Consider the following 25483-nt stretch of genomic DNA (forward strand, 5'->3'; position numbering starts at 1 on the left):
CAATTAAGTGCCAATCTCCTACCATAGAGGAAATATCCGGCGTACATACTACCCATTACTTGTAGTAAGTAAACTGACGTAGCGCAAGAAGCAAAAAAAATTGTAGGCGTTGATTCTTTTTCGAGCAACTTTTAACTGGGCTGTATAAAAAATATCCAGCTGCAAGCCCCGGCCTGAGCGAGTTAATGAGAAAAAGTTCCCGTTGTCTGATGCTGTTTTTTGCGTCTTGCACCAAGTCTGCCTAGATGAATTCGTCTACACTTTTGTTCCGATTTTGCATGACAGCGCACATATCTTTGTCCCTCTTGAGGTGACTTTAAAGAAGAGGCTGCGTCTTAAGTCTCGACATTCGGCAATGTTCCGGCGAGCGCTTCGGGAAGATCTTCCCCGTGCCCGCCGCTGCGTCCATCGGAGTCACCCGGTCAACGAGCATGATGACGAGCGCACCTTGAGCATTTTCGCCAATGGTGCCTACTATTTATCACGTGCTCGGTTGCGCGAGATCGGTGTGATTTTTCTCGGTGTCCATCAGGCACGGGGTGGCGTAGATGTTCCTTCGCCGGAAAAACATCGGTAAGGTAGGGGTCAGAATTCAAGACCCGCGAGGAGTAGTGATGAGCGAGGCGTTGTCCATCCACCATGACCAGGCTGGTCATCAGTTCGAGACCAATGTGGACGGTCATCGTGCCTACCTGACCTATATGGATCTGGGGAAACAGACCCTGGATATCTATCGCACCTTCGTGCCCAACGCCCTGCGTGGTCGAGGCATCGCCGCCGCGTTGACCGAAAGCGCGCTGCAGTACGCTGAAGAAATGGGCTACACGGTGATTCCGTCGTGCTCCTACGTCGAGCGTTACATGGAGCGCCACCAGAAGCGCGCCGCGAAAATCTGAAACCCCCTACACACAAAAACGCCGGGCAATGCCCGGCGTTTTTTTATGCCTGTGAAACGCTGATCAGCTGCGCTGGCGTTTCGGCAGAACATCCTTGAGCTTGGCGTGCATGCTGCGCAGGGTGTTCTCGGTGGCGGACCAGTCGATGCAGGCATCGGTGATCGACACGCCGTATTGCAGGTCGGCGAGGTCTTTCGGGATCGCCTGGCAGCCCCAGTTCAGATGACTCTCGACCATCAGGCCGATGATCGACTGGTTGCCTTCGAGGATCTGGTTGGCGACGTTCTCCATCACCAGCGGTTGCAGGGCCGGGTCCTTGTTGGAGTTGGCGTGGCTGCAATCGACCATGATGTTCGGCTTGATCTTCGCCTTGTTCAGCGCCTGCTCGCACAGGGCGACGCTGACCGAATCGTAGTTCGGCTTGCCGTTGCCGCCACGCAGCACCACGTGACCGTAGGCGTTGCCCTTGGTGGTGACGATCGACACGCCACCTTCCTGGTTGATCCCGAGGAAACGGTGCGGGCTGGAAACCGACTGCAGGGCATTGATCGCTACGGTCAGGCCGCCATCGGTGCCGTTCTTGAAGCCGACGGCCGAGGACAGCCCGGAAGCCATTTCACGGTGGGTCTGCGATTCGGTGGTACGCGCGCCGATGGCCGACCAGCTGATCAGGTCCTGCAGGTACTGCGGGGAGATCGGGTCGAGGGCTTCGGTAGCGGTCGGCAGGCCTTTCTCGGCCAGGTCCAGCAACAACTGGCGACCGATGTGCAGGCCGTCCTGAATCTTGAACGAGTCGTCGAGGTACGGATCGTTGATCAGGCCTTTCCAGCCGACGGTGGTCCGTGGCTTCTCGAAATACACGCGCATCACCAGATACAGGGTGTCGGAGACTTCCTCCGCCAGCACCTTGAGGCGATCGGCGTATTCGTGGGCAGCCTTGATATCGTGGATCGAGCACGGGCCGATCACTACGAACAGACGGTGGTCGGTGCCATCAAGAATGTTGCGAATGACTTCGCGGCCCTTGGTGACGGTGCGCAGCGCAGCATCGCTCAGAGGGATATCACGCTTGAGCTGATCGGGAGTGATCAGGGTCTCGTTAGAGGCGACGTTTAGGTCGTTGATCGGTAAATCAGCCATCGTTTACTCGTCAGGTCACGGGTGCCGGCCGCCAGCGATCCCCGCGCGGCGGAGCACAGCAGATTTAAGCGCGTCGGGGAGCCGAACCTTAGCGCGTCAGACGCGGCTCGACAATGGGCAAACGCCGCTTTAATCCAGCACTGGCTGGGCAAAAGCCTTGCGCACGCTGTCGTGGGAGAACTCGTCGGCGTGTTGTTCGACCCATTGCAGGGCCAGCGCCTGAATATCCTGCAGGTCGTCGTGGGCGTCGTTCATGCGGCAATAGCGTTCGATCTGGCACACCTGCTCACCCATTCGCGCGCTGAACAGCGTCTGCTCATCGGTGAACGCGATCCCCACCAGATAGCCTTTTTTGCGCCGCAGGCACCACGCGACATAGCCCGGATAACAGATGTCGGCATTGAGCGTCGGCATGCGCACTTGCAGCGCCGTGCCGTGGCGCCACGCGCGGTGATAATTGCAAGCGATCCCGCCGAGGCTGATAGTGTGCAGCTGTTGCCTGGTAATACACTCGGGCTTGAGCAAGGTTAATTCAACCGGCACTTCGTCCGGATGAGGAATGAAACGTCCCATGAGCACAGACTCCCTGTGTCGGCCATTTGACATTGTTTCCCCCAGTATAGTGGTCGAATCCGAGCTGACCGATTTCGACGCCGACCAGCGGTTGCTGGCGATGAGCGGCGTTTCGCTGGTGATTTTCACCAGTGTCGGCTGTTCCAGCTGCCGCTATGCCAGAGAGGTTTTGCCCGGGTTCGAGCTGGCGATTGATCGCCTGTGCTGGATCGATGCCGGCAACAACGGCGGGTTGGTGGAGCGCTATCAGGTCTTTCATTTGCCGGCGCTGTTTGTGGTGCGCGACGGCGAGTTCTTTGGGGCATTGCACACGCGCCTGACCGCCGATGCGCTGAACGCAGCAGTGGCGCAGGCACTGGGTCGAATTGCAGAGGAGTTGCCATAGATGGTGGGAGCAGAGAGCAAACCGGTGATCGGGATTATCGGCACCGGGGCCATTGGCGGGTTTTACGGTTTGATGCTGGCGCGGGCCGGTTTCGATGTGCACTTTTTACTGCGCAGTGAATTCGCCGCAGTGGCCGAACGTGGTTTGCAGGTCGACAGTGCCGTGCATGGCCCGCTGACGCTGAACCCGGTGCAAGCGTATGCCAAGGCCGAGGACATGCCGGCCTGCGATTGGTTGCTAGTCGGCGCCAAGACCACCAGCAGCGCGGGTCTGGCCCCGGCGATCATGGCTGCGGCCAGGCCCGGCGCGAAAGTGCTGGTGCTGCAAAACGGTCTGGACGTCGAAGACAGCCTGCGCGAGTTACTGCCCGCTTCCCTGCATCTGCTCGGTGGTCTGTGCCTGATCTGCGTGCATCGCGAAGGTCCCGGGCACATCACCCATCAGGCGCTGGGGGCGGTGAACATCGGCTATCACAGTGGCCCGGCGGCAGACGATGCGGCGCGCATGGTGCTGGTCGAAGAGGGCGCCGGTCTGTTCCGTGCGGCCGCGATCGATTCGCAGGCGATGCCCAATCTGCATCAGGCACGCTGGCAGAAACTGGTGTGGAATATTCCCTATAACGGTCTCTCGGTATTGCTCGGGGCCGGCACCACACCGCTGATGGCCGACGCTGACAGCCGCGCACTGATCCAGGCGCTGATGGCCGAAGTGGTGCAGGGCGCCACGGCCTGTGGTCATGAAATACCGCCCGGTTACGCCGAATACCTGTTCATGATGACCGAGAAAATGCCCGACTATTGGCCGAGCATGTACCACGATTTCCTGCACAAGCGGCCGCTGGAGCTGGAGGCGATTTATGCCCGGCCATTGGCCGCAGCCAAAGCGGCCGGGTGTGAGCTGCCGCGGATCGAAGCGCTGTATCGCACATTGAGTTTTATCGACCGACGCAACACCTGAGTCGGTTTTTGCGCAATTGGGGGCAAGCATGGCCAAGAACATCGATGACAAACTGGTGCTGGCGATTTCATCTCGCGCGCTGTTCGACCTGAGCGAGAGTCACAAGGTCTACCTGGCGAGCGGCGTCGAGGCCTATCGGCAATACCAGATCGAGCACGAAGACGAAATTCTCGCGCCCGGCGATGCCTTTCCTCTGGTGGAAAAACTTCTGAGCCTCAACAGTCGCCTCGACCGCGCCCGGGTCGAGGTGATTCTGGTCTCGCGCAACAGCGCCGACACCGGCCTGCGCGCCTTCAATTCGATTGATCACTACGGTCTGGATATCTCGCGGGCGGCGTTCGTCGGCGGGCGCAGTCCGTATCCCTACCTGAAAGCCTTCGGCTGTGACCTGTTTCTCTCCACGCATGCCGAGGATGTGCGCGCCGCGCTGGACGCCGGTTTTGCTGCCGCGACCATTCTCTCCGGTGGCGCCAGTCGTGCGGCCAGTGATGAGCTGCGCATCGCCTTCGACGGCGACGCGGTGCTGTTTTCCGATGAGTCCGAACGCGTTTATCAGTCCGGCGGGCTGCTGGCGTTTCAGGCCAAGGAACGTGAGTCGGCGCGCGAGCCATTGCGCGGTGGGCCGTTCAAAGGGTTTCTGGCGGCACTCAATGCGCTGCAACGCGAGTTTCCCGAGCACGACTGCCCGATCCGCACGGCGCTGGTCACCGCGCGCTCGGCACCGGCGCATGAGCGGGTGATCCGCACGTTGCGCGAGTGGGATATCCGCCTCGACGAGTCGCTGTTTCTCGGCGGGCTGACCAAATCGGCGTTTCTCGAAGCCTTCGCCGCCGATGTGTTTTTCGACGATCAGGCCGGTCACTGCGAGGCCGCCCGCGAAGTGGTCGCCACCGGTCACGTACCGCATGGCATCAGCAACGAACCTTCGATCTAAAGCCCCTGTGCTTCAAGACGTTGCGTCGCACGTCGTACTCGCCAAGGCACTGCTAAGCTGAATCAAATCTCCGCCATGTTGGCACGCGAGGAGGTCATATGATTCGTTCGATGCTGTATGCCACTGACCTCGGTCTGTACGCACCATTAGTGATGCAGCATGCCCTGGCACTGGCGCGGACATTCAATGCCGACTTGTATGTGGTGCATGCGGTGGAGCCCATGGGGCTGTTTGCCGAGTCGGTGTTGCAAAGCTATCTCGACGAACAGGCATTGAACGAATTTCACAGTCAGGGTCTGAAAACTGTCATCGCCAATATCGAGCAACGGGTGCTGGACAGTTTTCGCGAAGAATTGGGGGATGACGGGGAGCAGGATCTGCAGCGGATTCGGGCGGTACGGGTGCTGCAGGGCGATCCGTCGCAGGTGATTCTCGAGCAGGTGCAGAAACTCTCCGTGGATTTGCTGATCGTAGGCACTCACAGCCACGGTGTCGGAGCGGAAACACCTTTGGGGCGTACGGCGACCCGGGTCCTGCAATTGGCCAAGGTGCCGGTTTATCTGGTGCCGTTGGTGGAGCGTCGGCGTCGGGAGGATCGCTGAGGCGGGAATAATGGCCTTTTGATAAAAAAGTTCTAGATTTATTCATCAAACCATTAATATAGTTATATACCGTCGCTGATGCCCGTGGCGTCTACCTGCTTTGAGGGATACATATGAAGCTTCAACAATTGCGCTACATCTGGGAAGTGGCGCACCACGACCTCAACGTTTCCGCTACCGCCCAAAGCCTTTACACCTCGCAACCGGGTATCAGTAAACAGATCCGCCTGCTGGAAGACGAACTCGGCGTTGAAGTGTTTGCCCGCAGCGGCAAGCACCTGACCCGCGTCACCCCGGCCGGCGAGCGCATCATCACCACCGCGGGTGAAATCCTGCGCAAGGTCGAAAGCATCAAGCAGATTGCCCAGGAATTCTCCAACGAGAAGAAAGGTACCCTGTCGATCGCCACCACCCACACCCAGGCGCGTTATGCATTGCCGCCGGTGATCAGCAATTTCATCAAGCAATACCCGGACGTGGCGCTGCACATGCACCAGGGTTCGCCGATGCAGATCGCCGAGATGGCCGCTGACGGCACCGTCGATTTCGCCATCGCCACCGAAGCGCTGGAACTGTTCGGTGATCTGGTGATGATGCCGTGCTATCGCTGGAACCGCTGCGTGGTCGTGCCCCAGGGCCACCCGCTGACCAAGCTGCCGAAGCTGACCCTCGAAGCGCTGGCCGAGTACCCGATCGTGACTTACGTGTTCGGTTTCACCGGCCGTTCGAAACTCGACGAAGCTTTCAGTCATCGCGGCCTGACGCCGAAAGTGGTGTTCACCGCGGCCGACGCCGACGTGATCAAAACCTACGTACGCCTGGGTCTGGGTGTGGGCATCGTCGCGAAAATGGCGGTCGACACCAAACTCGACAACGACCTGGTGGTGCTGGATGCCAGCGAGCTGTTCGAGTCGAGCATCACCAAGATCGGTTTCCGTCGCGGCACTTTCCTGCGTGGTTTCATGTGCGACTTCATCGAGAAGTTCGCCCCGCACCTGACCCGCGAAGTGATGGCCAAAGCCATTCAGTGCCACAACAAGCAGGAACTGGAAGAGCTGTTCGACGGCGTCGAACTGCCGGTCCACTAAGACCCTGCCTCAAAGCACCTCGGTGACAGCGAACTGTTGCCGGGTGCCCGCCACCAGAATCTCCACCTCATCGCCTTCGAACTTGCCCAGCAGGCTTTTGCCCAGCGGCGAGCGCGGGGTGATGACGGTAATCGGCTGACCCACCACATCGACTTTCAGGCCCGCTGCATCCGGGGCCAGAAACAGCCATTGTTCGCGACCCTTTTCGTCTTCCAGACCGAGCAGGGCGCCGATCTCGATGCCGCGATTTTCGTCATAGGCGCGCAGTGTCAGGTTCTGGCAGAGCGCCAGTGACTGGCGGATTTCCTCGACCCGTTTCGCCTGACCCGCCGCCAGATAAGACGCTTCAAGCCCGAGGGTGTCGTACTTGTTCTCGGCGATATTCTCTTCGTGGGTCGCGGTTTCGTAAGCGGTCTGCGCGGCGCGCTCGGCGATGTCGAGGTCGACGCGCAGTTTGTCGAGGATCAGTTGGTGGACGGTGTGCTTGTTCATGATCAATCGCAGAATTGCAAAACGTTGGCGCGGCTCTTTTCGCTCGGCGCGGTCTGGTCCTGTTGCAGCCAGAACTGGCATTTCGGATTCGACTGGTTGCGGCTGCTGCCGCGTGCCTGATCCAGGCGTGCCTGCTGCTCATTCCTGCGCAGGTTTTCTTCGTACTGCTCGAACAGCGGGCTCTGTGGCGGGATGTCCGGTTGCACCTGGACAGCCGCTGGCGGCTTGGCCAATTGCTGCACCGCCTGGGCAACCGGCGCCAGTTGCTCGGTCAGCACGAACCGCGAAATCAGCCAGCAAGTCAGGGCGATGGCCAGAAAGCCCAGCCACATGCCCAGGGCAATGCTGCCGGTCAGTTGCAGCGCGCTAAGCTGGACAGGCAAGGGACGACGCGGGTTGGGGCGGTAGGGCATGGCTGCCTCCTGGCGGATGATTGCGGACAAGTCGCGATTGTCGCACGAAGATTAATCGCCGTCGGCTCTTCTGCGCGAGGTCATTTATGCGGACAATCAGCGCTTTTGCCAACGGGAGTCTTGCATGTCGCTACCGAAAACCCGCTGGGATATTTTTTGCACCGTGGTCGACAACTATGGCGACATCGGCGTGACCTGGCGTCTGGCCCGGCAACTGGTGGCCGAGCATGCGCTGGCGGTGCGCCTGTGGGTCGATGACCTGCGCGCTTTCGAGCGTATCTGCCCCGAGATCGACATCAACCTGGCGCAGCAATCGCAGCAGGGCGTCGAGGTGCGGCACTGGCCGAGTGACTGGCCGCAGACCGAGGCCGCCGATGTGGTGATTGCCGCATTTGCCTGCCAGCTGCCAGCGGCGTACATGGACGCCATGGCCGAGCGGCAACAGCCGCCACTGTGGATGAACCTCGATTACCTCAGCGCCGAAGACTGGGTGATCGGCTGCCACGGTTTGCCGTCGGTGAAATACAAGTCGGTACAGAAGTTCTTTTTCTTTCCCGGATTCCAGCCGGGGACGGGCGGCTTGCTGCGTGAAAGCCGTCTGCTGGAGCGGCGTCGGCAATTTCAGCATGACGCGGCTGCGCAGCGACAATTCCTGCACGGCCTGGGAATAGATCGCGCCGCGGATGCACAGTTGATCTCGTTGTTTGCCTACGAAAACGCCGGTCTGGCCAGTTGGCTGGATGTGCTGGCCGCCGATAGCACGCCGACTCATCTGCTGGTGCCGGAGGGGCGGATTCTTGGTGATGTTGCGCGTTGGCTCGGGGTCGACTCGCTGGCGGTGGGCGATCTGAACGTGCGCCAGGCGCTGACGGTACAGGTGCTGCCGTTCGTCCGCCAGGATCAATACGATCAGTTGCTGTGGTGCTGTGATTTCAACGCGGTGCGCGGAGAAGACTCGTTCGTCCGCGCACAGTGGGCCGGGCGGCCGATGCTCTGGCACATCTATCAGCAGGACGAAGACATCCATCTCGACAAGCTTGACGCCTTCCTTGCGTTGTATACGAAGGGGCTTTCGCCCGTCGCAGCCGAAGCGATGAACGGTCTGTGGCGGGCCTGGAGTGCCGGACAACCGATCGGCGAGCACTGGCTGAAGGCCCGCAAACACTGGCCGCAGCTGCAGGAAAACGCCGAGGCGTGGTGTCTGGAACAGGGTTTGCAGGCGGATCTTGCCACGGCGCTGGTAAGGTTTTACTTAAATTGGATATGATACGCGGCCTAGATTTTTGTAAATCCCATCCAAATTCGGATATTCGCAATGAAAACTGGTAAAGAACTCAAACCCGGTACCGTGATCCGTATCGACAACGATCCTTGGCTGGTTCAGAAAGCTGAATTCACCAAGTCGGGCCGTAACAGCGCGATCATGAAGACCAAGCTGAAGAACCTGCTGACCGGTTACAAGACCGAAACCGTTTACGGTGCGGACGACAAGCTGGACGACGTGATCCTCGACCGCAAAGAAGCGACCCTGTCCTTCATCAGCGGCGACACCTACACGTTCATGGACACCACTGACTACACCATGTACGAACTGAACGCCGAAGACATCGAAAGCGTTCTGCCTTTCGTTGAAGAAGGCATGACCGACGTTTGCGAAGCCGTGTTCTTCGAAGAGCGTCTGGTTTCCGTAGAACTGCCGACCACCATCGTGCGTCAGGTTGACTACACCGAAGGTTCCGCTCGCGGTGACACTTCCGGCAAGGTGATGAAGCCTGCCAAACTGAAGAACGGTACCGAGCTGTCGGTTGCTGACTTCATCGAAATCGGCGACATGATCGAGATCGATACCCGCGAAGGCGGTTCCTACAAAGGCCGTGCCAAATAAGCACTGCTTTTCGCGGAAAGAAAAAGCCCGACCATTGAGTCGGGCTTTTTTGTGCCTGCAAGAAAGATCAAAAGATCGCAGCCTGCGGCAGCTCCTACAGGGATCAGTGTAGGAGCTGCCGCAGGCTGCGATCTTTTGCTTGAGTTACACGGTGGTGTGCAGGCGTACGTCAACATTGCCGCGAGTGGCGTTGGAGTACGGGCAAACCTGGTGCGCCGCTTCGACCAGGCTCTGTGCATCCGCTTGCTCCAGACCTGGCAGGCTGATGTGCAGGTCGATGTCCAGACCGAAACCGCCAGGGATCTGGCCGATGCCGACGTGCGCGGTGATCGAGGCGTCGTCGGGGATTTTGCGTTTGGTCTGGCTGGCAACGAATTTCAGTGCGCCGATGAAGCAGGCCGAGTAACCGGCAGCGAACAGTTGCTCCGGGTTGGTCGCTGCGCCGCCGGCACCGCCGAGTTCTTTCGGAGTAGCGAGTTTGACGTCGAGGATGTTGTCGCTGGAGATCGCACGACCATCACGGCCGCCAGTGGAGGTTGCGATTGCGGTGTAGAGCGTTTGCATGGTGTGAGCCTCGTCGAGTGTGTGTCTTTGCGCTAATTGTTTGCGCGCTAAGTAAGTGCGAAATGAATGTAGCTCGCTAATGTTTAGTGCGCAATATAAATTTTTGAGAAAGCTGTATCTCATCCCTTTTAAGGCACTGTCGATCTGCTTGAAAGTGAAGATTTAGAGCGGATGGTGGGGGGCGGCGGGGGCTGAAGAATATTTTTCCTGGAGAACCGATCCTTTGTAGGAGTGAGCCTGCTCGCGATAGCGGTGGGACAGGCAATACGGAGGCCGACTGAACCACCGCTATCGCGAGCAGGCTCACTCCTACAAGGGGGCAGCGCTGTTATCCGGTCAGGCTGTCTTGCAGGTGGCTGCGCAGGACTTGCAGTTCCGCTTGCAAATTTTGCAGGCGCTCGACGGTAAAACCACTGGCGCCAAGGATGCATTGCGGAATGCCTTTGGCTTGCTCACGAAGGGCGCGGCCCTGCGGCGTCAGCTCGACGATCACCACCCGTTCATCTTCACGGCTGCGGGTACGGCTGAGCAGACCTTCACCTTCCAGGCGCTTGAGCAACGGCGTCAGCGACCCCGGATCTGTCAGCAAGCGCGTGCTGATTTCTCCCACGGTCAGTCCATCCTTCTCCCACAGCACCATCATCGCCAGGTATTGCGGATAGGTCAGGCCCAGCGCTTGCAGCAGCGGCTTGTAGACCTTGGTCATCATCAGCGAAGTGGAATGCAGGGCGAAGCAGGCCTGATAGTCCAGCAGCAGGTGATCGCAGTTGTCGGAGGTGTCGCGTTCGGTGGTCATGGCAAAGCCTTGTTCGATGATGGGCTTGAATCTAGCGCCCGAATGTTTAATGCGCCAGATAATTATCCAGAATCTAGTGCCGGCCCAGATCGCTTTGCAGCGCCAGATCCCATGGCGGTACAGGGCTGAAGCGGGTCTTGAGGTATTCCAGAAGCAAGCGGCTGCGCGGGTTGGTTTGCTGCTCCATGCGCAGCGCATAAATGCCGGTGCTCTCCGGTTTCGGCAGACCGTTTGCGCAAAACAGTGGCAGCAGTTCACCGCGCAACAGGTATTCGCTGGCCAGCCACGTCGGCAAATGCGCGATGCCCAGCCCGGCCAGTGCACCGCAGACCAGCGCCTCGGCGTTGTTGGCACTCATGCGGATGCGGGAGGGGCGGTGCAGTTGCAGGTGCCCGTCCTGTTCGAAGCGCCAGGCGAAGGGCGGGGCGAGACCTTCCCAATCGAGGCCGTCATGTTCACTCAATTGCGCGGGATAGTTCGGCGTGCCACGCCGCTTGAGGTAGTCGGGACTGGCACAGGCAATGCGCACCATGCTCGCCAGCGGCGTGGCGACCAGTCGCGTATCGGCCATTTGCCCGGCGCGCAGCACCAGATCGACCTTGCCCAGATTGGAACCCTGCATATCGATGAAGCTGTCGATCAGATGCAACTGCACATCAAGGCCCGGATACAGCACCAGAAAGTCGGCGATGACCGGCGCGAGATGCCGGCGACCGAACGCGGCCGGGGCATCAATGCGGATCAAGCCTTCCGGTGCACTGCTCAGCGAAACCGCCTCGGCACGCGCCAGTTGCAGCTCACTGACGATGCGCCGTGCCCGTTCGGCAAACGCCAACCCGGCCGGGGTCGCTCGCACCGCGTGAGTGCTGCGGATGAACAGTTGACTGCCGACCGCGCTTTCCAGGCTGTCGATGCGCCGGGCCACCGCCGAGGGAGTCAGTGGATAGCGGCGCGAGGCTGCGGAAAAACTGCCGCTTTCCAGAACGTCGAGAAACAGTCCGAGCTGGTCGGTCAACTGATTGGGGTTCATGAAAATTCAATGCTTGTGCGAGATTGGCGTAGCCATTGTGCGTTGCTGTGCGTTTCCGCGCTAGCCTCGACTGCGTAGGATGACTCGCCTGACGGATGAGGAAATCGCTGTGATCGAGTTTTTGTTGTACCTGTTGTTTGGCGCGGCCCTTGGCACCTTGGGCGGCATATTCGGCATTGGTGGTGGGTTGATCGCGATTCCGCTGCTGGGCGTGTGGTGTGGCCTGGATCAACAGATCGCCCAAGGTACGGCGCTGGTGATGGTGGTGCCGAATGTGATGCTGGCGCTGTGGCGCTATCACCAGCGCAACCGCATCGAACTGCGTCACGCACTGCCGTTGGCGATCATGGGTTTCTGCTTTGCCTGGATCGGCTCGATCTGGGCGGTGGGCATCGATGCGCAAACCATGCGCATCGGCTTTGTTGCGTTCCTTGTCGCGTTGTCGACTTACAACCTGGTGCGCATGTTCGGCGCGCGGCCAGCGACGACCTCCGAGATGCGTTACTCATGGCCATGGCTGGGTGTGCTCGGCGCAGCGTCGGGGACCATGGGTGGCTTGTTCGGCGTCGGCGGGGCCGTGGTGGCGACGCCAGTGTTGACCAGCCTGTTCGGCACCACGCAAGTGGTTGCCCAAGGCCTGTCGCTGGCGCTGGCGTTACCCAGCACCGGAGTGACACTGGTGACCTACGCGGTGCATCACGAGGTGGACTGGATGATTGGTCTGCCGCTGGCCATCGGCGGTCTGGCAAGCATCAGTTGGGGGGTGAAAGTCGCCCACGCAATGCCGGAAAAGCTCTTGCGTGGGCTGTTCTGCGGTTTTCTGGTGCTGTGTGCGGTGATGCTCGCCTTTAAAGTTTGAAGCCTTCGACGATGTGCTCGGCCAGGCATTCGGTGATCGGCGACGGATTGTTCAGGTTGTGGATCAGCATGATGCTGGCCTCGGGCAGCAACGGCAGATCCTCGGCGGCGCCGAGAATGCGCATGTCCGGGGTGATCAGGCTCTCCAGTTGCGCAGTGATCGCCAGACCCGCACTCACCACCGCCATCAGCGCTGACAGGCTGGTGCTGTTGTAAGCGATGCGGTAGTCGCGACCCATAGCGTCCAGCGCATTGCACGCCCACAAGCGGCAGAAACAATCGCTGTTGAACATCGCCAGTGGCAGCGGCGTCTGCTCGTGGGCGCTGAAGTTTTGCGCCTCGGCCCAGACGAAACGCTCCTTGCGCAGCAATTGGCCGATCTCGTTGCCGGGCTCGCGGGTGACGATCGACAGGTCGAGATCGGTGCGCTGCAACAGTTGCTTGCTCGATTCGCAATGCACTTCGATCTGGATCAGCGGATAGAACTGCGCGAACCGCGACAAGATCCCCGGCAGAAACCGCATCACATAATCATCCGGCGTACCGATGCGCACGGTGCCGACCATGTGCGGCTCGCGCAGGGTGTTGAATACTTCGCTGTGCAATTTCAGGATGCGCCGCGCGTAACCCAGCAGCACCTGGCCTTCGGCGGTCAGGCGTACCTGGCGGCCGTCGCGCTCGAACAACTGGCGTTGCAGCACGTCTTCTTCCAGGCGCTTCATCTGCATGCTCACGGCCGATTGCGTGCGGTTGACCATCTCGCCGGCGCGGGTGAATCCGCCTTGGTCGGCAATCGCGACGAAGGTGCGCAGGACATCGGTATCGATACTGGGATAGGCCGACAATTCATCAATCTCCGAGATGCATGACATAAGAAACATTCGTTGGATTGATCTTAGCTCCGGGGCGAGACTTTAGTCATCCCACATGGAGGGCAACACGATGAAAGGTCAAAAAGTCTATGTCAGTGATGAAAGAGTGCCGGTCCACCTGATCGCGGATTTGCTGCACAAGTTTAGCCGCTGGTACGAACTGCACCGTGAGCGCGAGTTGCTCGCCAGTCTGAGTGACGAAGCGTTGAAAGACATCGGAGTCAGCCGTGCCGATGTTGAACACGAGGCGATCCGGCCGTTCTGGGACGATCCGATGCATAAATGATGAGGGCATCGCTACACAAACCCCTTTTAACTGAGGTAGGTTGCGAGCAGACAAGGAGATGTTCATGCCCGCGACTCTGGCCTTTTCCCTTAAACAGGCGCGACGTCTGGCACTGGCTGCCCAAGGGTTCAACGGGCGCCAGCCGCCGACCGTCAAGGCGCCGCACCTCAACCGGCTGATCGAACGGCTGGGGCTGTTGCAGATCGACTCCGTCAACGCCGTGGTGCGCTCGCACTACCTGCCGCTGTTTTCCCGTCTCGGTTCCTATTCTTCCTCTTTGCTCGACCAGGCTGCCTGGAGTTCGGGGCGCCGGCGCACGCTGTTCGAATACTGGGGGCATGAAGCGTCGTTGTTGCCGCTGGCGATGTATCCGTTGCTGGGCTGGCGCATGCAGCGGGCCAGAAATGGCCGGGACATTTATCAGCAACTGGCGAAGTTTGGTCTTGAGCAGCAGGACGTTGTACGCCGGGTTTTGAGCGCGGTTGAGGAGCGCGGTGCATTAGGCGCCGGCAGCCTGTCGACCCGCGAGGACAAGGCCGGGCAGTGGTGGGACTGGAGCGCGGAAAAGCATGCGCTGGAATGGTTGTTCGCCGCCGGTGAAGTGACCGTGGCCGGCCGCCGCGGTTTTGAGCGTTTGTATGATTTGCCGGAGCGGGTCATCCCAACGCAGATCCTTCAGCAACCGTTGCCGGATGAAGCCCAGGCGCAACGTGGCTTGCTGCTGCACGCGGCTCAGGCACTCGGCGTCGGTACGGAAAAGGATCTGCGCGATTATTTCCGTCTGAACCCGGGCGATGCGCGACCGCGCCTGGCAGAGCTGGTCGAGGACGGGCAGTTGCAGACCTGCGAAGTCGCCGGCTGGCGGCAGATCGCCTACTGCCTGCCGGAGCCGAAGGTCCCGCGCACAGTCGTCGCCAGTGCGCTGTTATCACCGTTCGACTCATTGATCTGGGAACGCAGTCGCACCGAGCGGCTGTTCGATTTTCGCTATCGGCTGGAGATCTATACGCCGCAAGACAAGCGGGTCTACGGCTATTACGTGTTGCCGTTCCTGCACAACGAGCGGATTGCCGCGCGGGTCGATCTGCGGGCGGAGCGGGCGTCGGGGCGGTTGGCGGTGCATGCGGTGCACGAGGAAGAGCCGGGGCTGGATGATCAGGGGATGCTGGCGCTGGCGCTGAATCTGCGGCAGATGGCCGATTGGCTGGGGCTTGCGCGGGTGCAGTTGAATTGTCAGCGCGAGAGTGCGGGGCGATTGCGGGTGGCATTGGCACAGATCGGCTGTGACTGAGGCGGCCTCTTCGCGAGCAAGCCCGCTCCTACATTGGTTGTGCGTCGTTCACAAATCCAGTGTGGGAGCGGGCTTGCTCGCGAAGACAGCCTGTCAGACGCTAGAGAACCGACTGACTCAACGACGGACCTGCTTCAGGGTCTCGGCAATCAAAAACGCCAACTCAAGCGACTGATCAGCATTCATCCGCGGATCGCAGTGGGTGTGGTAGCGATCCGACAGCCCGTCTTCCGTGATCGGCCGCGCCCCACCGATGCACTCGGTGACGTTCTGCCCGGTCATCTCGATGTGTATCCCGCCGGCATAAGTGCCCTCGGCTTCGTGCACCTGGAAGAACTGCTTCACCTCACCAAGGATCTGCGCGAAGTCGCGGGTCTTGTAGCCGCTGCTGGCCTTGATGGTGTTGCCGTGCATCGGGTCCGAGCTCCACAGCACTTGCTTGCCTTCACGCTGCACTGCGCGGATCAGCGCCGGCAGGTGGTCGCCGACCTTGTTTGCGCCCATGCGCGCAATCAGGTTCAGACGGCCCGGGTCGTTGTCCGGGTTGAGCACGTCGATCAGGCGGATCAGGTCGTCCGGGTTCATGCTCGGGCCGACTTTGACGCCAATCGGGTTGTTCACCCCGCGCAGGAATTCGACGTGGGCGCCGTCGAGCTGACGGGTGCGGTCGCCGATCCACAGCATGTGCGCCGAGCAATCGTAGTAATCGTTGGTCAGGCTGTCGCGACGCACGAAGGCTTCTTCGTAATTCAGCAGCAGCGCCTCGTGGGCGGTGAAGAAACTGGTTTCACGCAGTTGCGGCGAGCTGTCCATGCCGCAGGCGCGCATGAATGCCAGGGTCTCATCGATGCGGTCGGCGAGGTGGCTGTATTTCTCGGCCAGCGCCGAGTTGGCGATGAAATCCAGGTTCCACTTGTGCACCTGATGCAGGTCGGCAAAACCGCCTTGGGCGAAGGCGCGCAACAGGTTCAGGGTGGCGGTGGACTGGTGATACGACTGCAGCAGGCGCTCCGGATCCGGTACGCGGCTCTTTTCGTCGAAACCGATGCCGTTGACGATGTCGCCACGGTAGGCGGGCAGGGTCACGCCGTCGATGGTTTCGTCGTTGGCCGAGCGTGGCTTGGCGAACTGACCGGCCATGCGCCCGACCTTGACCACCGGGCAACCGGCGGCGAAGGTCATGACGATCGCCATCTGCAGCAACACTTTGAAGGTGTCGCGGATCTTCGCCGCCGAGAACTCGGCAAAGCTTTCCGCGCAATCGCCACCCTGCAACAGGAACGCCCGACCCTGAGTCACCTCGGCGAACTGGCGACGCAGCTCGCGTGCTTCACCGGCAAACACCAGCGGCGGATAGCTGGCCAGCGTCTGTTCGACCTGGCGCAGATGCGCGGCGTCGGGGTATTGGGGTTGTTGCTGGATCGGCAGGGCGCGCCAGCTGTCAGGGCTCCAGGGTTGGCTCATCACGGTCTCTAATTGGTTCTACGCACGGGAAGCCCATGGTAGCAGCAATTAGTGCGTGACCTGCTCCCGCGCCTCGTCGACAATCGCCGCTTTGCCACGGCACCTGAGCGGTGCCATCGCGTCACCGCGCCCGGTGACCATCAGGAGACGAAATGACTGAGGAGCGCGTCGAGCTGTTGCTCGCCGAGGTACAGGATGAGTTCGGCGTGATTCGCGTGCTGGAAGTGGCCGATTACCGCTTTCTGGAATTCGGCGATGCCATCGAACAGAGCTGCGTGTTCACCGCCGATCCGAGCTGGCTCGAATACGACTACACCCGAGCGATGCTGATTGGCGCGCTGTGCCATGAGCAACCGGAGAGCGCGCTGTTTCTCGGCCTCGGCGCCGGCACGCTGACCCAGGCCTGCCTGAAGTTCCTGCCGCTGGAAGACGTCGAAGCCATCGAGCTGCGCCCGGACGTGCCGCGCCTGGCCATCGAATACCTCGGGCTGGATGACGATCCACGGTTGTACATTCGGGTCGGCGATGCGCTGGAATTGCTGCCGACAGCCGAGCCTGCGGACCTGATCTTTGTCGACCTCTACACCGACGTGGGGCCGGGTGTCGGGCACCTGGCCTGGAGTTTCCTCGGCGACTGTCAGAAGCGTCTGAATCCGGGCGGCTGGCTGGTGATCAACCAGTGGGCCACCGATGATGGCAAACCGTTGGGCGCGGCGTTGTTGCGCGGGCTCTATCACCGGCATTACTGGGAGCTGCCGGTGAAGGAGGGCAATGTGATTCTGATTGTGCCGGCGGACCTTGATCAGGAGCTGGACATGCAGGCGCTGACCGCCCGGGCCGAAGCGCTGGCGCCGCAGTTGGGGTATTCGTTGCAGTCGTTGATCAACAGTATTCGCCCAGCCACCTGAGTAGCGACGCGGTCAACTGTAGGAGCTGCCGAAGGCTGCGATCTTTTGACTTTGATTTTAAAACAAGATCAAAAGATCGCAGCCTTCGGCAGCTCCTACAGGGCGCAGTTCATCAGATCCCTTTGAAGATGCCCGGCCGCCGCTCCACCAGCGACCTCACGCCCTCCTTGGCATCCTCACTCCCCAGCAACTTCTTCACCAGCGCCGGCAACCCCTGCGCTGCCGCTGTCTCACCTTCATACCGCGCCTGGCGCGCCGACATCAGCGTCGCCTGTACCCCCAACGGTGCCTGTCGGGCAATCCGCTCGGCCAGTTCGATCGCCCGCGGTAACAGGTCTTCGCTGGCCATCACCTCCTGCACCAGACCCAGCCGTAATGCATCATGCGCATCGAACTCATCGCCGGTCAGCAGCCAGCGCATGGCATTGCCCCAGCCGGCGACTTGATGAAAACGTAAAGTCGCGCCACCAAAAGGAAAGATCCCACGCTGCACTTCCATTTGTGCAAAGCGCGTATTGCTCGCACACAGGTTGATGTCGGCAGCCAGCATCAACTCGATGCCGATGGTCAGGCAGTAGCCCTGCGCAGCCACAATCACCGGTTTGCTGACCCGCGGCCCGACGAAAACACCCCATGGATCGCAACCGCCGGTCGGGACCTGCCAGCCTTCGGCGAGGGCGGCGCTGGCGTTGAGCAGATCCAGACCGGCGGTAAAGTGCTCGCCATGCCCGAACACCACCGCCACCCGCGCCTCACTGTCGGCCTCGAACTCACCGTAGGCCAGACTCAGGTCATTGAGCAGGTCGAGGTCGAATGCGTTGCGTTTGGCCGCTCGGTCGAGGCCGATCAGGTGGACATGACCACGACGTTCACGGCTGACGCGGCCGGGGCAGGGCTGATTCATGGGTAGATCCTCGGGCGGGAAGGGCGGGTGCAGCGACGGTATGCCGCACATCGGTGAATCGTTTAAGCGTCATCGCCCGCAGGGCCGGGCCTTTGAAAAATAGACCTTCGCTCGATGATCCGCAAAACCCCGTTACACAGCGCTGACACACGGATTCGGGCGATAAAAAAAGCTCCCTTTTTGGGCAAAATCCGGTATAGTGCGCGCCGGCCTTTAACCGGGCCGCGTTTAGGTAGCGCAATTTCCCGAAGTCAGCTTCGGCTGCACGTCCGCATTGCGGGCTCTTCCCGGACGATTCTTTTTTTCATTCATTCGTTTTCGCAAATCCCCGCCGACAAAGCTGCCAGGGCGACTCTTGAGTCTCAACACGGCATGCGCAGCTTTGGAGCATGGGTCTTTGCGGATGCACTTAGAGGCAGACCCATGACCCAGGAAACCGGCGGATTCGCCGCTTTTAATCTTAACCCGAATATTCTTGCAGCAGTCGCAGCGACCGGCTACGAACCGCCGGCGGCGAATCAAAACACAGCGCTCCCGATCCTAATCGCCGGCCAGGACATGATTGGCCAGGCGCAAACCGGTACCGGTAAAACCGCCGCGTTCGCACTGCCTATTCTGCACCGCATCGATCCTGCCAAGCGCGAACCGCAAGCCCTGATCCTGGCGCCAACTCGAGAGTTGGCGCTGCAAGTAGCAACCGCTTTTGAAACCTACGCCAAGCAAATGCCAGGCGTCACCGTTGTCGCCGTTTACGGCGGCGCGCCGATGGGCCCGCAACTCAAGGCTATCCGTAATGGCGCACAGATTGTTGTCGCCACCCCGGGTCGTCTGTGTGACCACCTGCGTCGCGACGAGAAAGTGCTGTCGACCGTGAACCACCTGGTTCTCGACGAAGCTGACGAAATGTTGAAACTGGGCTTCATGGATGACCTGGAAGTCATCTTCAAGGCTCTGCCATCGACCCGTCAGACCGTTTTGTTCTCGGCTACCCTGCCGCAGTCGATCCGCGCCATTGCCGAACGCCATCTGCGCGATCCGCAACACGTCAAGATCCAGACCAAGACCCAAACCGTTACCGCGATCGAACAGGCTCACCTGTTGGTTCACGCTGACCAGAAGACATCTGCCGTTCTCAGCTTGCTGGAAGTGGAAGACTTCGACGCGCTGATCATGTTCGTGCGCACCAAGCAAGCGACCCTGGATCTGGCCAGTGCCCTCGACGCCAAAGGCTACAAAGCCGCTGCGCTGAATGGTGATATCGCCCAGAACCAGCGTGAGCGCGTCATCGACTCGCTCAAAGATGGCCGTCTGGACATCGTTGTCGCGACCGACGTGGCTGCCCGTGGTCTGGACGTTCCGCGCATCACCCACGTATTCAACGTGGACATGCCGTACGACCCAGAGTCCTACGTGCACCGTATCGGCCGTACCGGCCGTGCCGGTCGCGAAGGTCGTGCGCTGCTGCTGGTGACTCCGCGTGAGCGCCGCATGCTGCAAGTGATCGAGCGTGTAACCGGTCAGAAGGTTGCCGAAGTGCGTCTGCCGGACGCTCAGGCTGTTCTCGATGCCCGCATCAAGAAACTGACCAACAGCCTGTCGCCGCTGGTCGCTGATGCCGAGTCGACTCACGGTGATCTGCTCGATCGTCTGACCGCCGACATCGGTTGCACCCCGCGTGCCCTGGCTGCAGCCCTGCTGCGCAAGGCTACCAACGGTCAAGCGCTGAACCTGGCCGCGATCGAGAAGGAACGTCCACTGGTGCCGAACAACGCACCGCGTGGCGACCGTCCTGAGCGTTCCGGTGATCGTCCTGATCGTGGTGACCGCGAGCGTCGTGCGCCAATGCCTCTGGGCGAAGGTCGTGCCCGTTGCCGTACCGCGCTGGGTGCGCGTGACGGTATCGCCGCCAAGAACCTGCTGGGCGCTATCCTCAACGAGGGTGGCCTGGCCCGCGAAGCGATCGGTCGCATCCAGGTGCGTGACAGCTTCAGCCTCGTCGAGCTGCCGGAAGATGGTCTGGACAAACTCCTGACCAAACTGAAGGACACTCGCGTCGCTGGCAAGCAGCTGAAACTGCGTCGCTACCGCGAAGATTGATCCGCCCTTGGGCTGATTGATCGAACATAAAAAATCCCCGACTGGTTCGGGGATTTTTTTTGCTTGTCAGAAAGAGCAAAGATCGAAGATCAAAAGATCGCAGCCTGCGACAGCTTCTACACAGGGTGTACTGATTCCCCACTGTAGGAGCTGCCGAAGGCTGCGATCTTTTGATTCTGCGTTTATCCGAAGCGATAGATATCCATGCCTAACGCACCCATCGTGAACCCCCGGTGCGCCACACTGAACTCGCCCCCCGCACCCCGGGCGAAATACAACGGCAGCAAATGCTCATCGCTCGGATGGCTGCGTACGGCGTTCGGTGCCTGCTGACGGTAATCGTGCAGCGCCGCCTCATCGTTCGCCGCCAGCTTGTCGATCATCCAGTCACGGAAGTCCCGTGCCCATGGCTCGACGCTTTCCGGCCCGGCATGCCAGTCCAGTTCGCGCAGGTTGTGGGTGATGCTGCCGGAGCCGATCAGCAAAATGCCCTGATCGCGCAGGCTTGCCAACGCACGTCCGACACGGGTTTGCAGCGCCGGGCCGCTGCGGCTCGGCAACGACACCTGTACCACCGGGATATCCGCCTGCGGGTACATCAGCGACAGCGGCACCCAGACACCGTGATCAAACGGTCGCTGCGGATCGAGGCGTGCCGGCAGATGCGCAGCGTTCAGCAATTGGGCAACTTCGGCTGCCAGTTGCGGGTTCCCAGGTGCCGGATATTGCACTTCAAACAGGGCGCGGGGAAAACCGCCGAAGTCGTGCCAGGTCTCGGGTTGCGGATTACTGCTGACCAGCAGTTCCTGGCTTTCCCAATGTGCGGAGACAATCACGATGGCTCTCGGCCGCGGCAGTTCGGCCGCCAGCCGCGCCAGGGCCGGGCCGCTGGCACCGGGTTCCAGGGCCAGCATGGGCGAGCCGTGGGAGATAAACAGGCTGGGAAACATGGAAAGGTTCCTGAGCGGTAAGATGGCCTCATCTTCAGTCAGATCATTGATCTAAATCTAATATAAGTTTTAACGCCTTTTGATCGAATTTGTTGGAGGGATGCATGCAGCCTGAGTTTTGGCACAAGAAGTGGGAATCCAATCAGATCGGCTTTCATCTGCCTGAGGTGAACCCGTATCTGCAGCGTCACTGGCCGCCGCTGGCCATCCCGGCCCGCGCGCGGGTGCTGGTGCCGTTGTGCGGCAAAAGCCTGGATCTGCTGTGGCTGGCAGGGCGCGGCCATCAGGTGCTCGGGGTCGAGTTGTCGCAGAAGGCCATCGAGGACTTTTTCAGCGAGCATCAGGTAACGCCGCAGGTCAGCGACAAAGGGCCGTTCAAGGTCTATCGCGCGGATTCCATCGAGTTGTGGTGCGGTGATTTCTTTGCGCTGACGGCAGACGATGTAGCGGACTGTGCTGCGTTGTACGACCGGGCAGCGCTGATTGCCTTGCCGCCAGCCATGCGTGAGCGCTATGCGGCGCATCTGCAGCAGATCCTGCCACCGGTTGTACAAGGGTTGTTGATCACACTGGATTACGATCAGGCGCAGATGTCCGGGCCACCGTTTGCAGTGGGCGATGATGAGGTGCAGCGTTTGCTGGCTGACGCCTGGCAGGTGCGCATGCTGGAAGAGCAGGATGTGCTGGGGGAGAGCTGGAAGTTTCTGCAGGCGGGAGTGACGCGGTTGGAGGAGCGGGTGTATCGGGTTTCTGGCCGATAGGTTTTTTTTGGTAGGGCCGGCCTCATCGCTGGCGAGCCAGCTCCCACAGTGATCCGTGTCGTATCAGAAATCCAGAGAACACCACAAAACCCTGTGGGAGCTGGCTTGCCAGCGATGAGGCCAGAACAGGCAATCCATAATCCCGAGCACAAAAAAGGCCCGCATCACTGCGGGCCTTTTCGTTATTGCGTCAAACCGATCAACCGCGACGACGCAGCGCGTCGATACGCTCTTCCAGTGGCGGGTGGCTCATGAACATGCGGGCAAAGCCCTGTTTGATGCCACCGTTGATGCCAAAGGCGTTCAGGGTGTCCGGCATGTGCACCGGCAGGCCCTGTTCGGCGCGCAGGCGTTGCAGCGCACCGATCATCGCGTTGGTCCCCGCCAGACGTGCGCCGGCTTCGTCGGCACGGAATTCGCGCTTGCGCGAGAACCACATGACGATGGCGCTGGCGAGGATGCCCAGGACCAGTTCGGCGAAGATCGTCGCCACGTAGTAGGCGATGCCCTGGCCTTCTTCGTTCTTGAAGATCACCTTGTCGACGAAGTTGCCGATGATCCGCGCAAAGAACATCACAAAGGTGTTCACCACGCCCTGGATCAGCGCCAGGGTGACCATGTCACCGTTGGCCACGTGACCGATTTCGTGGGCCAGCACGGCCTTCACTTCATCTGGCGAAAAGCGTTCGAGCAGGCCCTGGCTGACCGCGACCAGCGCGTCGTTCTTGTTCCAGCCGGTAGCAAAGGCGTTGGCCTCGTAGGCCGGGAAAATACCGACTTCGGGCATCTTGATCCCGGCTTCGCGGGACAGTTGCTCGACGGTTTGCAGCAGCCATTGCTCATGCCGGGTACGTGGCTGGCTGATGATCTGGGTGCTGGTGCTCATCTTCGCCATCCACTTGGAGATGAACAGCGAGAACAGCGAACCGGCGAAACCAAAGACCGCACAGAAAACCAGCAGCTGACTGAGGTTGAGATCAACCCCGTTGGCCGCCATGAACCCGTTGAAGCCGAACAGGCTCAGGGTGATGCTGGCTATCAGCACGACCGCCAGGTTAGTGGCCAAAAACAGCAGGATGCGCATCATGGTTGTAGAAATCTCCTCAAGCTAAAGATGTAGCGTACTGCGGGGTATATAAGGTGCGGCACCGGGTGATTCAACCGAGTGACTATTTCAAACTGTGTCCTACAGCGGATTCCGAGGTCCGCAGGTCATTTTCTGCGAGCAGAACCGCAGGCTTGACAGGCAGCCGCCACCCGCCGCCCCGGCGTCAGAGGCGTGTGGGTCATACGAGTCGCAAGTGTAGAAGGCGCAGCGCGGCGGGGCGGGCAGAAGTGTTGCTGAATCAGACAGCGCGCAACGCAGGACACGCTGCGCACTGTCGACCGGTTACTGGCGGTAGGACTTGAGGAAGTTGCCGATGCGGCCGATGGCCATTTCCAGATCGTCGACACGGGGCAGGGTCACCACGCGGAAGTGGTCCGGCCACGGCCAGTTGAAGGCCGTGCCTTGCACCACCAGCAGCTTCTCGGAGAGCAGCAGGTCGAGGACGAATTTCTCGTCGTTGTGGATCGGGCAGACTTTCGGGTCGATCCGCGGGAACGCATACAGCGCGCCCATCGGCTTGACGCAACTGACGCCGGGAATGTCGTTGAGCAATTCCCAGGTACGGTTGCGCTGCTCCAGCAGACGGCCTTGCGGCAGCACCAGGTCATTGATGCTCTGATAACCGCCGAGGGCAGTCTGGATCGCATGCTGGCTCGGGACGTTGGCACACAGGCGCATGTTGGCCAGCATATCGATGCCTTCGATGTAGCTCTGGGCATTGTGTTTCGGCCCGGAGATGGCGATCCAGCCGGAGCGGAAACCCGCCACGCGGTAGGATTTCGACAGACCGTTGAAGGTCAGGCACAGCAGGTCCGGCGCCAGCGAAGCGGTGCAGATGTGCACGGCATCGTCGTAGAGGATCTTGTCGTAGATTTCGTCGGAGAACACCACCAGGTTGTGCGCGCGGGCGATTTCCAGCATGCCCAGCAGCACTTCCTTCGAATACACCGCGCCAGTCGGGTTGTTCGGGTTGATGATCACCATGGCCTTGGTGTTTGGGGTGATCTTGGCCTTGATGTCGGCCAGATCAGGGAACCAGTCGGCGCCCTCGTCGCACAGGTAGTGCACGGCGTTACCGCCGGCCAGGCTGACGGCGGCAGTCCACAGCGGATAGTCCGGGGCCGGCACCAGCACTTCGTCGCCATTGTTGAGCAGCGCCTGCAGCGACATCACGATCAGCTCGGACACGCCGTTGCCCAGGTAGATGTCTTCGATGCCGACACCTTCGACATTTTTCTGCTGGTAGTACTGCATCACCGCTTTACGTGCGCTGAACAGGCCTTTGGAATCGCTGTAGCCCTGGGCCGTCGGCAGGTTGCGGATCACATCCTGGAGAATTTCGTCCGGCGCTTCGAAACCAAACGGCGCCGGGTTGCCGATGTTCAGCTTGAGGATGCGCTGGCCTTCCTCTTCCAGACGTTTGGCGTGCTTGAGCACCGGGCCGCGAATGTCGTAGCAGACGTTGGCGAGCTTGTTCGATTTGCTGAACTGCATGGCGATGTGATCCCGAAAATGAACGATCCAGACGGCGAATGGACAACCGTACTGGGATTCCTGCGTCTTCGCACAGGCGGAGTCTGGCGCCATGGCGCCGAGAATCCGTTTGAATGCGCCCGATCTGGCTGCCAGACTGGCGTGTGACGAGGCGCAATCATACGTGCCACCCGATCCGTGGAAAAGGTACAGATCGGGCTTTTTCAGCCGCTGAGGTGTGATGATGGAAAAGTTGGAAAAAACCCTGGAAGAATGGCGGGCGATGCTCGACCCCGAGCAGTACAACGTATGTCGCCTGAGCGCCACCGAGCGACCGTTCTCTGGCAAATACAACGACACCAAGACCGATGGCGTCTATCACTGCGTCTGCTGCAATGAGCCGCTGTTCGACTCCAAGACCAAATTCGATTCCGGCTGCGGCTGGCCGAGCTTCTACGCGCCGATCGGCGAAAGCGCCATGACCGAAATCCGCGATATCAGCCACGGCATGATCCGCACCGAAGTCAAATGCGCCCGCTGCGATGCGCACCTGGGGCACGTGTTCCCTGATGGCCCGCCGCCGACCGGCCTGCGTTATTGCATCAACTCGGTGTGCCTGAATCTCGAGCCGCGCGATTGAACTGCGCGCTCGACCGGCTGGTTTGATCCACCGTGTAGGAGCTGCCGAAGGCTGCGATCTGTTGATCTTAAAATCAACAGATCGCAGCCTTCGGCAGCTCCTACACGGAGGTGTGC

At 60.4% G+C, this 25483-nt stretch carries 28 protein-coding genes; 15 read left to right on the plus strand and 13 right to left on the minus strand.

The window, feature by feature from the left end; all coding sequences use genetic code 11:
• The first annotated feature begins 614 nt into the window (after positions 1–614).
• Positions 615–896 (plus strand): GNAT family N-acetyltransferase, encoded by a 282-nt coding sequence (locus ACIOUG_RS07740; protein ID WP_025113131.1) that lies wholly within the window; start codon positions 615–617, stop codon positions 894–896.
• A gap of 63 nt (positions 897–959) precedes the next feature.
• Here the strand turns inward: ACIOUG_RS07740 and ACIOUG_RS07745 are convergent, their stop codons facing one another.
• Together ACIOUG_RS07745 and ACIOUG_RS07750 are read right to left on the minus strand one after the other, a co-directional pair.
• On the minus strand, positions 960–2036 hold the full coding sequence (locus ACIOUG_RS07745) for a 3-deoxy-7-phosphoheptulonate synthase (RefSeq protein WP_003226802.1): 1077 nt from the start codon (positions 2034–2036) through the stop codon (positions 960–962).
• Between the two features lie 129 nt (positions 2037–2165).
• Positions 2166–2609 (minus strand): PilZ domain-containing protein, encoded by a 444-nt coding sequence (locus ACIOUG_RS07750; protein WP_401064035.1) that lies wholly within the window; start codon positions 2607–2609, stop codon positions 2166–2168.
• Between ACIOUG_RS07750 and ACIOUG_RS07755 the strand changes: the two genes are divergently transcribed.
• The 5 genes from ACIOUG_RS07755 (at position 2608) to cysB (ending at position 6575) form a co-directional block, all read left to right on the plus strand.
• Entirely contained in the window at positions 2608–2994 is a 387-nt protein-coding gene (locus ACIOUG_RS07755; protein ID WP_401064036.1) for a thioredoxin family protein, read from the plus strand. The two genes, ACIOUG_RS07750 and ACIOUG_RS07755, sit on opposite strands and share 2 nt — an antisense overlap.
• On the plus strand, positions 2995–3951 hold the full coding sequence (locus ACIOUG_RS07760) for a putative 2-dehydropantoate 2-reductase (RefSeq protein ID WP_401064039.1): 957 nt from the start codon (positions 2995–2997) through the stop codon (positions 3949–3951).
• A gap of 28 nt (positions 3952–3979) precedes the next feature.
• On the plus strand, positions 3980–4885 hold the full coding sequence (locus ACIOUG_RS07765) for a 5'-nucleotidase (protein WP_401064041.1): 906 nt from the start codon (positions 3980–3982) through the stop codon (positions 4883–4885).
• A 98-nt stretch (positions 4886–4983) separates the two neighbouring features.
• Entirely contained in the window at positions 4984–5487 is a 504-nt protein-coding gene (locus tag ACIOUG_RS07770; protein WP_401064043.1) for a universal stress protein, read from the plus strand.
• Between the two features lie 113 nt (positions 5488–5600).
• Complete coding sequence (gene cysB / locus ACIOUG_RS07775) at positions 5601–6575, plus strand: HTH-type transcriptional regulator CysB (protein WP_007908591.1); 975 nt, start codon at positions 5601–5603, stop codon at positions 6573–6575.
• Positions 6576–6584: 9 nt separating this feature from the next.
• On the opposite strand, the gene ACIOUG_RS07780 is transcribed toward cysB, so the two are convergent.
• Complete coding sequence (locus ACIOUG_RS07780; RefSeq protein WP_003226791.1) at positions 6585–7067, minus strand: GreA/GreB family elongation factor; 483 nt, start codon at positions 7065–7067, stop codon at positions 6585–6587.
• A 2-nt stretch (positions 7068–7069) separates the two neighbouring features.
• Positions 7070–7480 carry a hypothetical protein gene (locus ACIOUG_RS07785; RefSeq protein WP_401064046.1) on the minus strand — a complete coding sequence of 137 codons (411 nt, stop codon included), beginning with the start codon at positions 7478–7480 and terminating at the stop codon, positions 7070–7072.
• Positions 7481–7604: 124 nt separating this feature from the next.
• Between ACIOUG_RS07785 and earP the strand changes: the two genes are divergently transcribed.
• The gene (gene earP, locus ACIOUG_RS07790; protein WP_401064049.1) at positions 7605–8747 is read left to right on the plus strand and encodes an elongation factor P maturation arginine rhamnosyltransferase EarP; all 1143 of its coding nucleotides are present in this window, start codon (positions 7605–7607) and stop codon (positions 8745–8747) included.
• 48 nt (positions 8748–8795) lie between these two features.
• On the plus strand, positions 8796–9365 hold the full coding sequence (locus tag ACIOUG_RS07795) for an elongation factor P (RefSeq protein ID WP_003226785.1): 570 nt from the start codon (positions 8796–8798) through the stop codon (positions 9363–9365).
• A gap of 144 nt (positions 9366–9509) precedes the next feature.
• Here the strand turns inward: ACIOUG_RS07795 and ACIOUG_RS07800 are convergent, their stop codons facing one another.
• The 3 genes from ACIOUG_RS07800 to ACIOUG_RS07810 form a co-directional block, all read right to left on the minus strand.
• Positions 9510–9929 carry an organic hydroperoxide resistance protein gene (locus ACIOUG_RS07800; protein WP_007964807.1) on the minus strand — a complete coding sequence of 140 codons (420 nt, stop codon included), beginning with the start codon at positions 9927–9929 and terminating at the stop codon, positions 9510–9512.
• 328 nt (positions 9930–10257) lie between these two features.
• On the minus strand, positions 10258–10725 hold the full coding sequence (locus ACIOUG_RS07805) for a MarR family winged helix-turn-helix transcriptional regulator (RefSeq protein WP_401064051.1): 468 nt from the start codon (positions 10723–10725) through the stop codon (positions 10258–10260).
• Between the two features lie 73 nt (positions 10726–10798).
• A complete protein-coding gene (locus ACIOUG_RS07810; RefSeq protein ID WP_401064053.1) occupies positions 10799–11755 on the minus strand; it encodes a LysR family transcriptional regulator in 957 nt (318 codons plus the stop codon).
• Positions 11756–11864: 109 nt separating this feature from the next.
• Here ACIOUG_RS07810 and ACIOUG_RS07815 point away from each other — a divergent pair, with 109 nt between their 5' ends.
• Positions 11865–12614, plus strand: a complete 750-nt coding sequence (locus ACIOUG_RS07815) for a sulfite exporter TauE/SafE family protein (protein ID WP_401064214.1) — start codon at positions 11865–11867, stop codon at positions 12612–12614.
• Here ACIOUG_RS07815 and ACIOUG_RS07820 read toward each other — a convergent pair.
• The gene (locus tag ACIOUG_RS07820; protein ID WP_401064215.1) at positions 12604–13458 is read right to left on the minus strand and encodes a LysR substrate-binding domain-containing protein; all 855 of its coding nucleotides are present in this window, start codon (positions 13456–13458) and stop codon (positions 12604–12606) included. The two genes, ACIOUG_RS07815 and ACIOUG_RS07820, sit on opposite strands and share 11 nt — an antisense overlap.
• Before the next feature lie 97 nt (positions 13459–13555).
• Between ACIOUG_RS07820 and ACIOUG_RS07825 the strand changes: the two genes are divergently transcribed.
• Both ACIOUG_RS07825 and ACIOUG_RS07830 read left to right on the plus strand, forming a co-directional pair.
• The gene (locus tag ACIOUG_RS07825) at positions 13556–13771 is read left to right on the plus strand and encodes a DUF1127 domain-containing protein (RefSeq protein WP_401064055.1); all 216 of its coding nucleotides are present in this window, start codon (positions 13556–13558) and stop codon (positions 13769–13771) included.
• A gap of 64 nt (positions 13772–13835) precedes the next feature.
• A complete protein-coding gene (locus ACIOUG_RS07830; protein WP_401064057.1) occupies positions 13836–15062 on the plus strand; it encodes a winged helix-turn-helix domain-containing protein in 1227 nt (408 codons plus the stop codon).
• A 117-nt stretch (positions 15063–15179) separates the two neighbouring features.
• Here the strand turns inward: ACIOUG_RS07830 and ACIOUG_RS07835 are convergent, their stop codons facing one another.
• Complete coding sequence (locus tag ACIOUG_RS07835) at positions 15180–16526, minus strand: class II 3-deoxy-7-phosphoheptulonate synthase (protein WP_007964815.1); 1347 nt, start codon at positions 16524–16526, stop codon at positions 15180–15182.
• A 152-nt stretch (positions 16527–16678) separates the two neighbouring features.
• Between ACIOUG_RS07835 and ACIOUG_RS07840 the strand changes: the two genes are divergently transcribed.
• On the plus strand, positions 16679–17434 hold the full coding sequence (locus tag ACIOUG_RS07840) for a spermidine synthase (RefSeq protein WP_401064060.1): 756 nt from the start codon (positions 16679–16681) through the stop codon (positions 17432–17434).
• 112 nt (positions 17435–17546) lie between these two features.
• Here ACIOUG_RS07840 and ACIOUG_RS07845 read toward each other — a convergent pair whose 3' ends face one another.
• On the minus strand, positions 17547–18338 hold the full coding sequence (locus ACIOUG_RS07845; RefSeq protein ID WP_134787011.1) for a crotonase/enoyl-CoA hydratase family protein: 792 nt from the start codon (positions 18336–18338) through the stop codon (positions 17547–17549).
• Positions 18339–18761: 423 nt separating this feature from the next.
• Between ACIOUG_RS07845 and ACIOUG_RS07850 the strand changes: the two genes are divergently transcribed.
• The gene (locus ACIOUG_RS07850; protein ID WP_401064063.1) at positions 18762–20435 is read left to right on the plus strand and encodes a DEAD/DEAH box helicase; all 1674 of its coding nucleotides are present in this window, start codon (positions 18762–18764) and stop codon (positions 20433–20435) included.
• A gap of 182 nt (positions 20436–20617) precedes the next feature.
• Here the strand turns inward: ACIOUG_RS07850 and ACIOUG_RS07855 are convergent, their stop codons facing one another.
• Positions 20618–21385 (minus strand): DODA-type extradiol aromatic ring-opening family dioxygenase, encoded by a 768-nt coding sequence (locus tag ACIOUG_RS07855; RefSeq protein WP_401064065.1) that lies wholly within the window; start codon positions 21383–21385, stop codon positions 20618–20620.
• Between the two features lie 104 nt (positions 21386–21489).
• Between ACIOUG_RS07855 and ACIOUG_RS07860 the strand changes: the two genes are divergently transcribed.
• Positions 21490–22146 (plus strand): thiopurine S-methyltransferase, encoded by a 657-nt coding sequence (locus ACIOUG_RS07860; RefSeq protein WP_401064068.1) that lies wholly within the window; start codon positions 21490–21492, stop codon positions 22144–22146.
• Between the two features lie 199 nt (positions 22147–22345).
• On the opposite strand, the gene htpX is transcribed toward ACIOUG_RS07860, so the two are convergent.
• Both htpX and ACIOUG_RS07870 read right to left on the minus strand, forming a co-directional pair.
• Positions 22346–23233 carry a protease HtpX gene (gene htpX / locus ACIOUG_RS07865; RefSeq protein WP_007964827.1) on the minus strand — a complete coding sequence of 296 codons (888 nt, stop codon included), beginning with the start codon at positions 23231–23233 and terminating at the stop codon, positions 22346–22348.
• Between the two features lie 303 nt (positions 23234–23536).
• Positions 23537–24748: a pyridoxal phosphate-dependent aminotransferase gene (locus tag ACIOUG_RS07870; RefSeq protein WP_003226761.1), complete on the minus strand. Its 1212-nt coding sequence runs from the start codon at positions 24746–24748 to the stop codon at positions 23537–23539.
• 223 nt (positions 24749–24971) lie between these two features.
• Between ACIOUG_RS07870 and msrB the strand changes: the two genes are divergently transcribed.
• Positions 24972–25367, plus strand: coding sequence for a peptide-methionine (R)-S-oxide reductase MsrB (gene msrB, locus ACIOUG_RS07875; protein WP_401064071.1), 396 nt, complete (start codon positions 24972–24974; stop codon positions 25365–25367).
• Positions 25368–25483 lie beyond the last annotated feature (116 nt).

The sequence above is a fragment of the Pseudomonas sp. NPDC087803 genome (assembly GCF_044742995.1).
Taxonomy (GTDB): Bacteria; Pseudomonadota; Gammaproteobacteria; order Pseudomonadales; family Pseudomonadaceae; genus Aquipseudomonas.

What these genes read in the sequence shown, in the direction of transcription:
- ACIOUG_RS07825 (WP_401064055.1), top strand. Translation starts at nt 13,556, where the DNA reads ATGAAAGGTCAAAAAGTCTATGTCAGTGATGAAAGAGTGCCGGTCCAC.
- ACIOUG_RS07765 (WP_401064041.1), top strand. Translation starts at nt 3,980, where the DNA reads ATGGCCAAGAACATCGATGACAAACTGGTGCTGGCGATTTCATCTCGC.
- ACIOUG_RS07830 (WP_401064057.1), top strand. Translation starts at nt 13,836, where the DNA reads ATGCCCGCGACTCTGGCCTTTTCCCTTAAACAGGCGCGACGTCTGGCA.
- ACIOUG_RS07755 (WP_401064036.1), top strand. Translation starts at nt 2,608, where the DNA reads ATGAGCACAGACTCCCTGTGTCGGCCATTTGACATTGTTTCCCCCAGT.
- msrB (WP_401064071.1), top strand. Translation starts at nt 24,972, where the DNA reads ATGGAAAAGTTGGAAAAAACCCTGGAAGAATGGCGGGCGATGCTCGAC.
- ACIOUG_RS07795 (WP_003226785.1), top strand. Translation starts at nt 8,796, where the DNA reads ATGAAAACTGGTAAAGAACTCAAACCCGGTACCGTGATCCGTATCGAC.
- ACIOUG_RS07810 (WP_401064053.1), bottom strand. Translation starts at nt 11,755, where the DNA reads ATGAACCCCAATCAGTTGACCGACCAGCTCGGACTGTTTCTCGACGTT.
- ACIOUG_RS07745 (WP_003226802.1), bottom strand. Translation starts at nt 2,036, where the DNA reads ATGGCTGATTTACCGATCAACGACCTAAACGTCGCCTCTAACGAGACC.
- earP (WP_401064049.1), top strand. Translation starts at nt 7,605, where the DNA reads ATGTCGCTACCGAAAACCCGCTGGGATATTTTTTGCACCGTGGTCGAC.
- ACIOUG_RS07850 (WP_401064063.1), top strand. Translation starts at nt 18,762, where the DNA reads ATGACCCAGGAAACCGGCGGATTCGCCGCTTTTAATCTTAACCCGAAT.
- ACIOUG_RS07840 (WP_401064060.1), top strand. Translation starts at nt 16,679, where the DNA reads ATGACTGAGGAGCGCGTCGAGCTGTTGCTCGCCGAGGTACAGGATGAG.
- ACIOUG_RS07845 (WP_134787011.1), bottom strand. Translation starts at nt 18,338, where the DNA reads ATGAATCAGCCCTGCCCCGGCCGCGTCAGCCGTGAACGTCGTGGTCAT.
- ACIOUG_RS07770 (WP_401064043.1), top strand. Translation starts at nt 4,984, where the DNA reads ATGATTCGTTCGATGCTGTATGCCACTGACCTCGGTCTGTACGCACCA.
- ACIOUG_RS07860 (WP_401064068.1), top strand. Translation starts at nt 21,490, where the DNA reads ATGCAGCCTGAGTTTTGGCACAAGAAGTGGGAATCCAATCAGATCGGC.
- ACIOUG_RS07750 (WP_401064035.1), bottom strand. Translation starts at nt 2,609, where the DNA reads ATGGGACGTTTCATTCCTCATCCGGACGAAGTGCCGGTTGAATTAACC.
- ACIOUG_RS07805 (WP_401064051.1), bottom strand. Translation starts at nt 10,725, where the DNA reads ATGACCACCGAACGCGACACCTCCGACAACTGCGATCACCTGCTGCTG.
- ACIOUG_RS07740 (WP_025113131.1), top strand. Translation starts at nt 615, where the DNA reads ATGAGCGAGGCGTTGTCCATCCACCATGACCAGGCTGGTCATCAGTTC.
- ACIOUG_RS07785 (WP_401064046.1), bottom strand. Translation starts at nt 7,480, where the DNA reads ATGCCCTACCGCCCCAACCCGCGTCGTCCCTTGCCTGTCCAGCTTAGC.
- ACIOUG_RS07780 (WP_003226791.1), bottom strand. Translation starts at nt 7,067, where the DNA reads ATGAACAAGCACACCGTCCACCAACTGATCCTCGACAAACTGCGCGTC.
- cysB (WP_007908591.1), top strand. Translation starts at nt 5,601, where the DNA reads ATGAAGCTTCAACAATTGCGCTACATCTGGGAAGTGGCGCACCACGAC.
- ACIOUG_RS07855 (WP_401064065.1), bottom strand. Translation starts at nt 21,385, where the DNA reads ATGTTTCCCAGCCTGTTTATCTCCCACGGCTCGCCCATGCTGGCCCTG.
- ACIOUG_RS07835 (WP_007964815.1), bottom strand. Translation starts at nt 16,526, where the DNA reads ATGAGCCAACCCTGGAGCCCTGACAGCTGGCGCGCCCTGCCGATCCAG.
- ACIOUG_RS07870 (WP_003226761.1), bottom strand. Translation starts at nt 24,748, where the DNA reads ATGCAGTTCAGCAAATCGAACAAGCTCGCCAACGTCTGCTACGACATT.
- ACIOUG_RS07760 (WP_401064039.1), top strand. Translation starts at nt 2,995, where the DNA reads ATGGTGGGAGCAGAGAGCAAACCGGTGATCGGGATTATCGGCACCGGG.
- htpX (WP_007964827.1), bottom strand. Translation starts at nt 23,233, where the DNA reads ATGATGCGCATCCTGCTGTTTTTGGCCACTAACCTGGCGGTCGTGCTG.
- ACIOUG_RS07800 (WP_007964807.1), bottom strand. Translation starts at nt 9,929, where the DNA reads ATGCAAACGCTCTACACCGCAATCGCAACCTCCACTGGCGGCCGTGAT.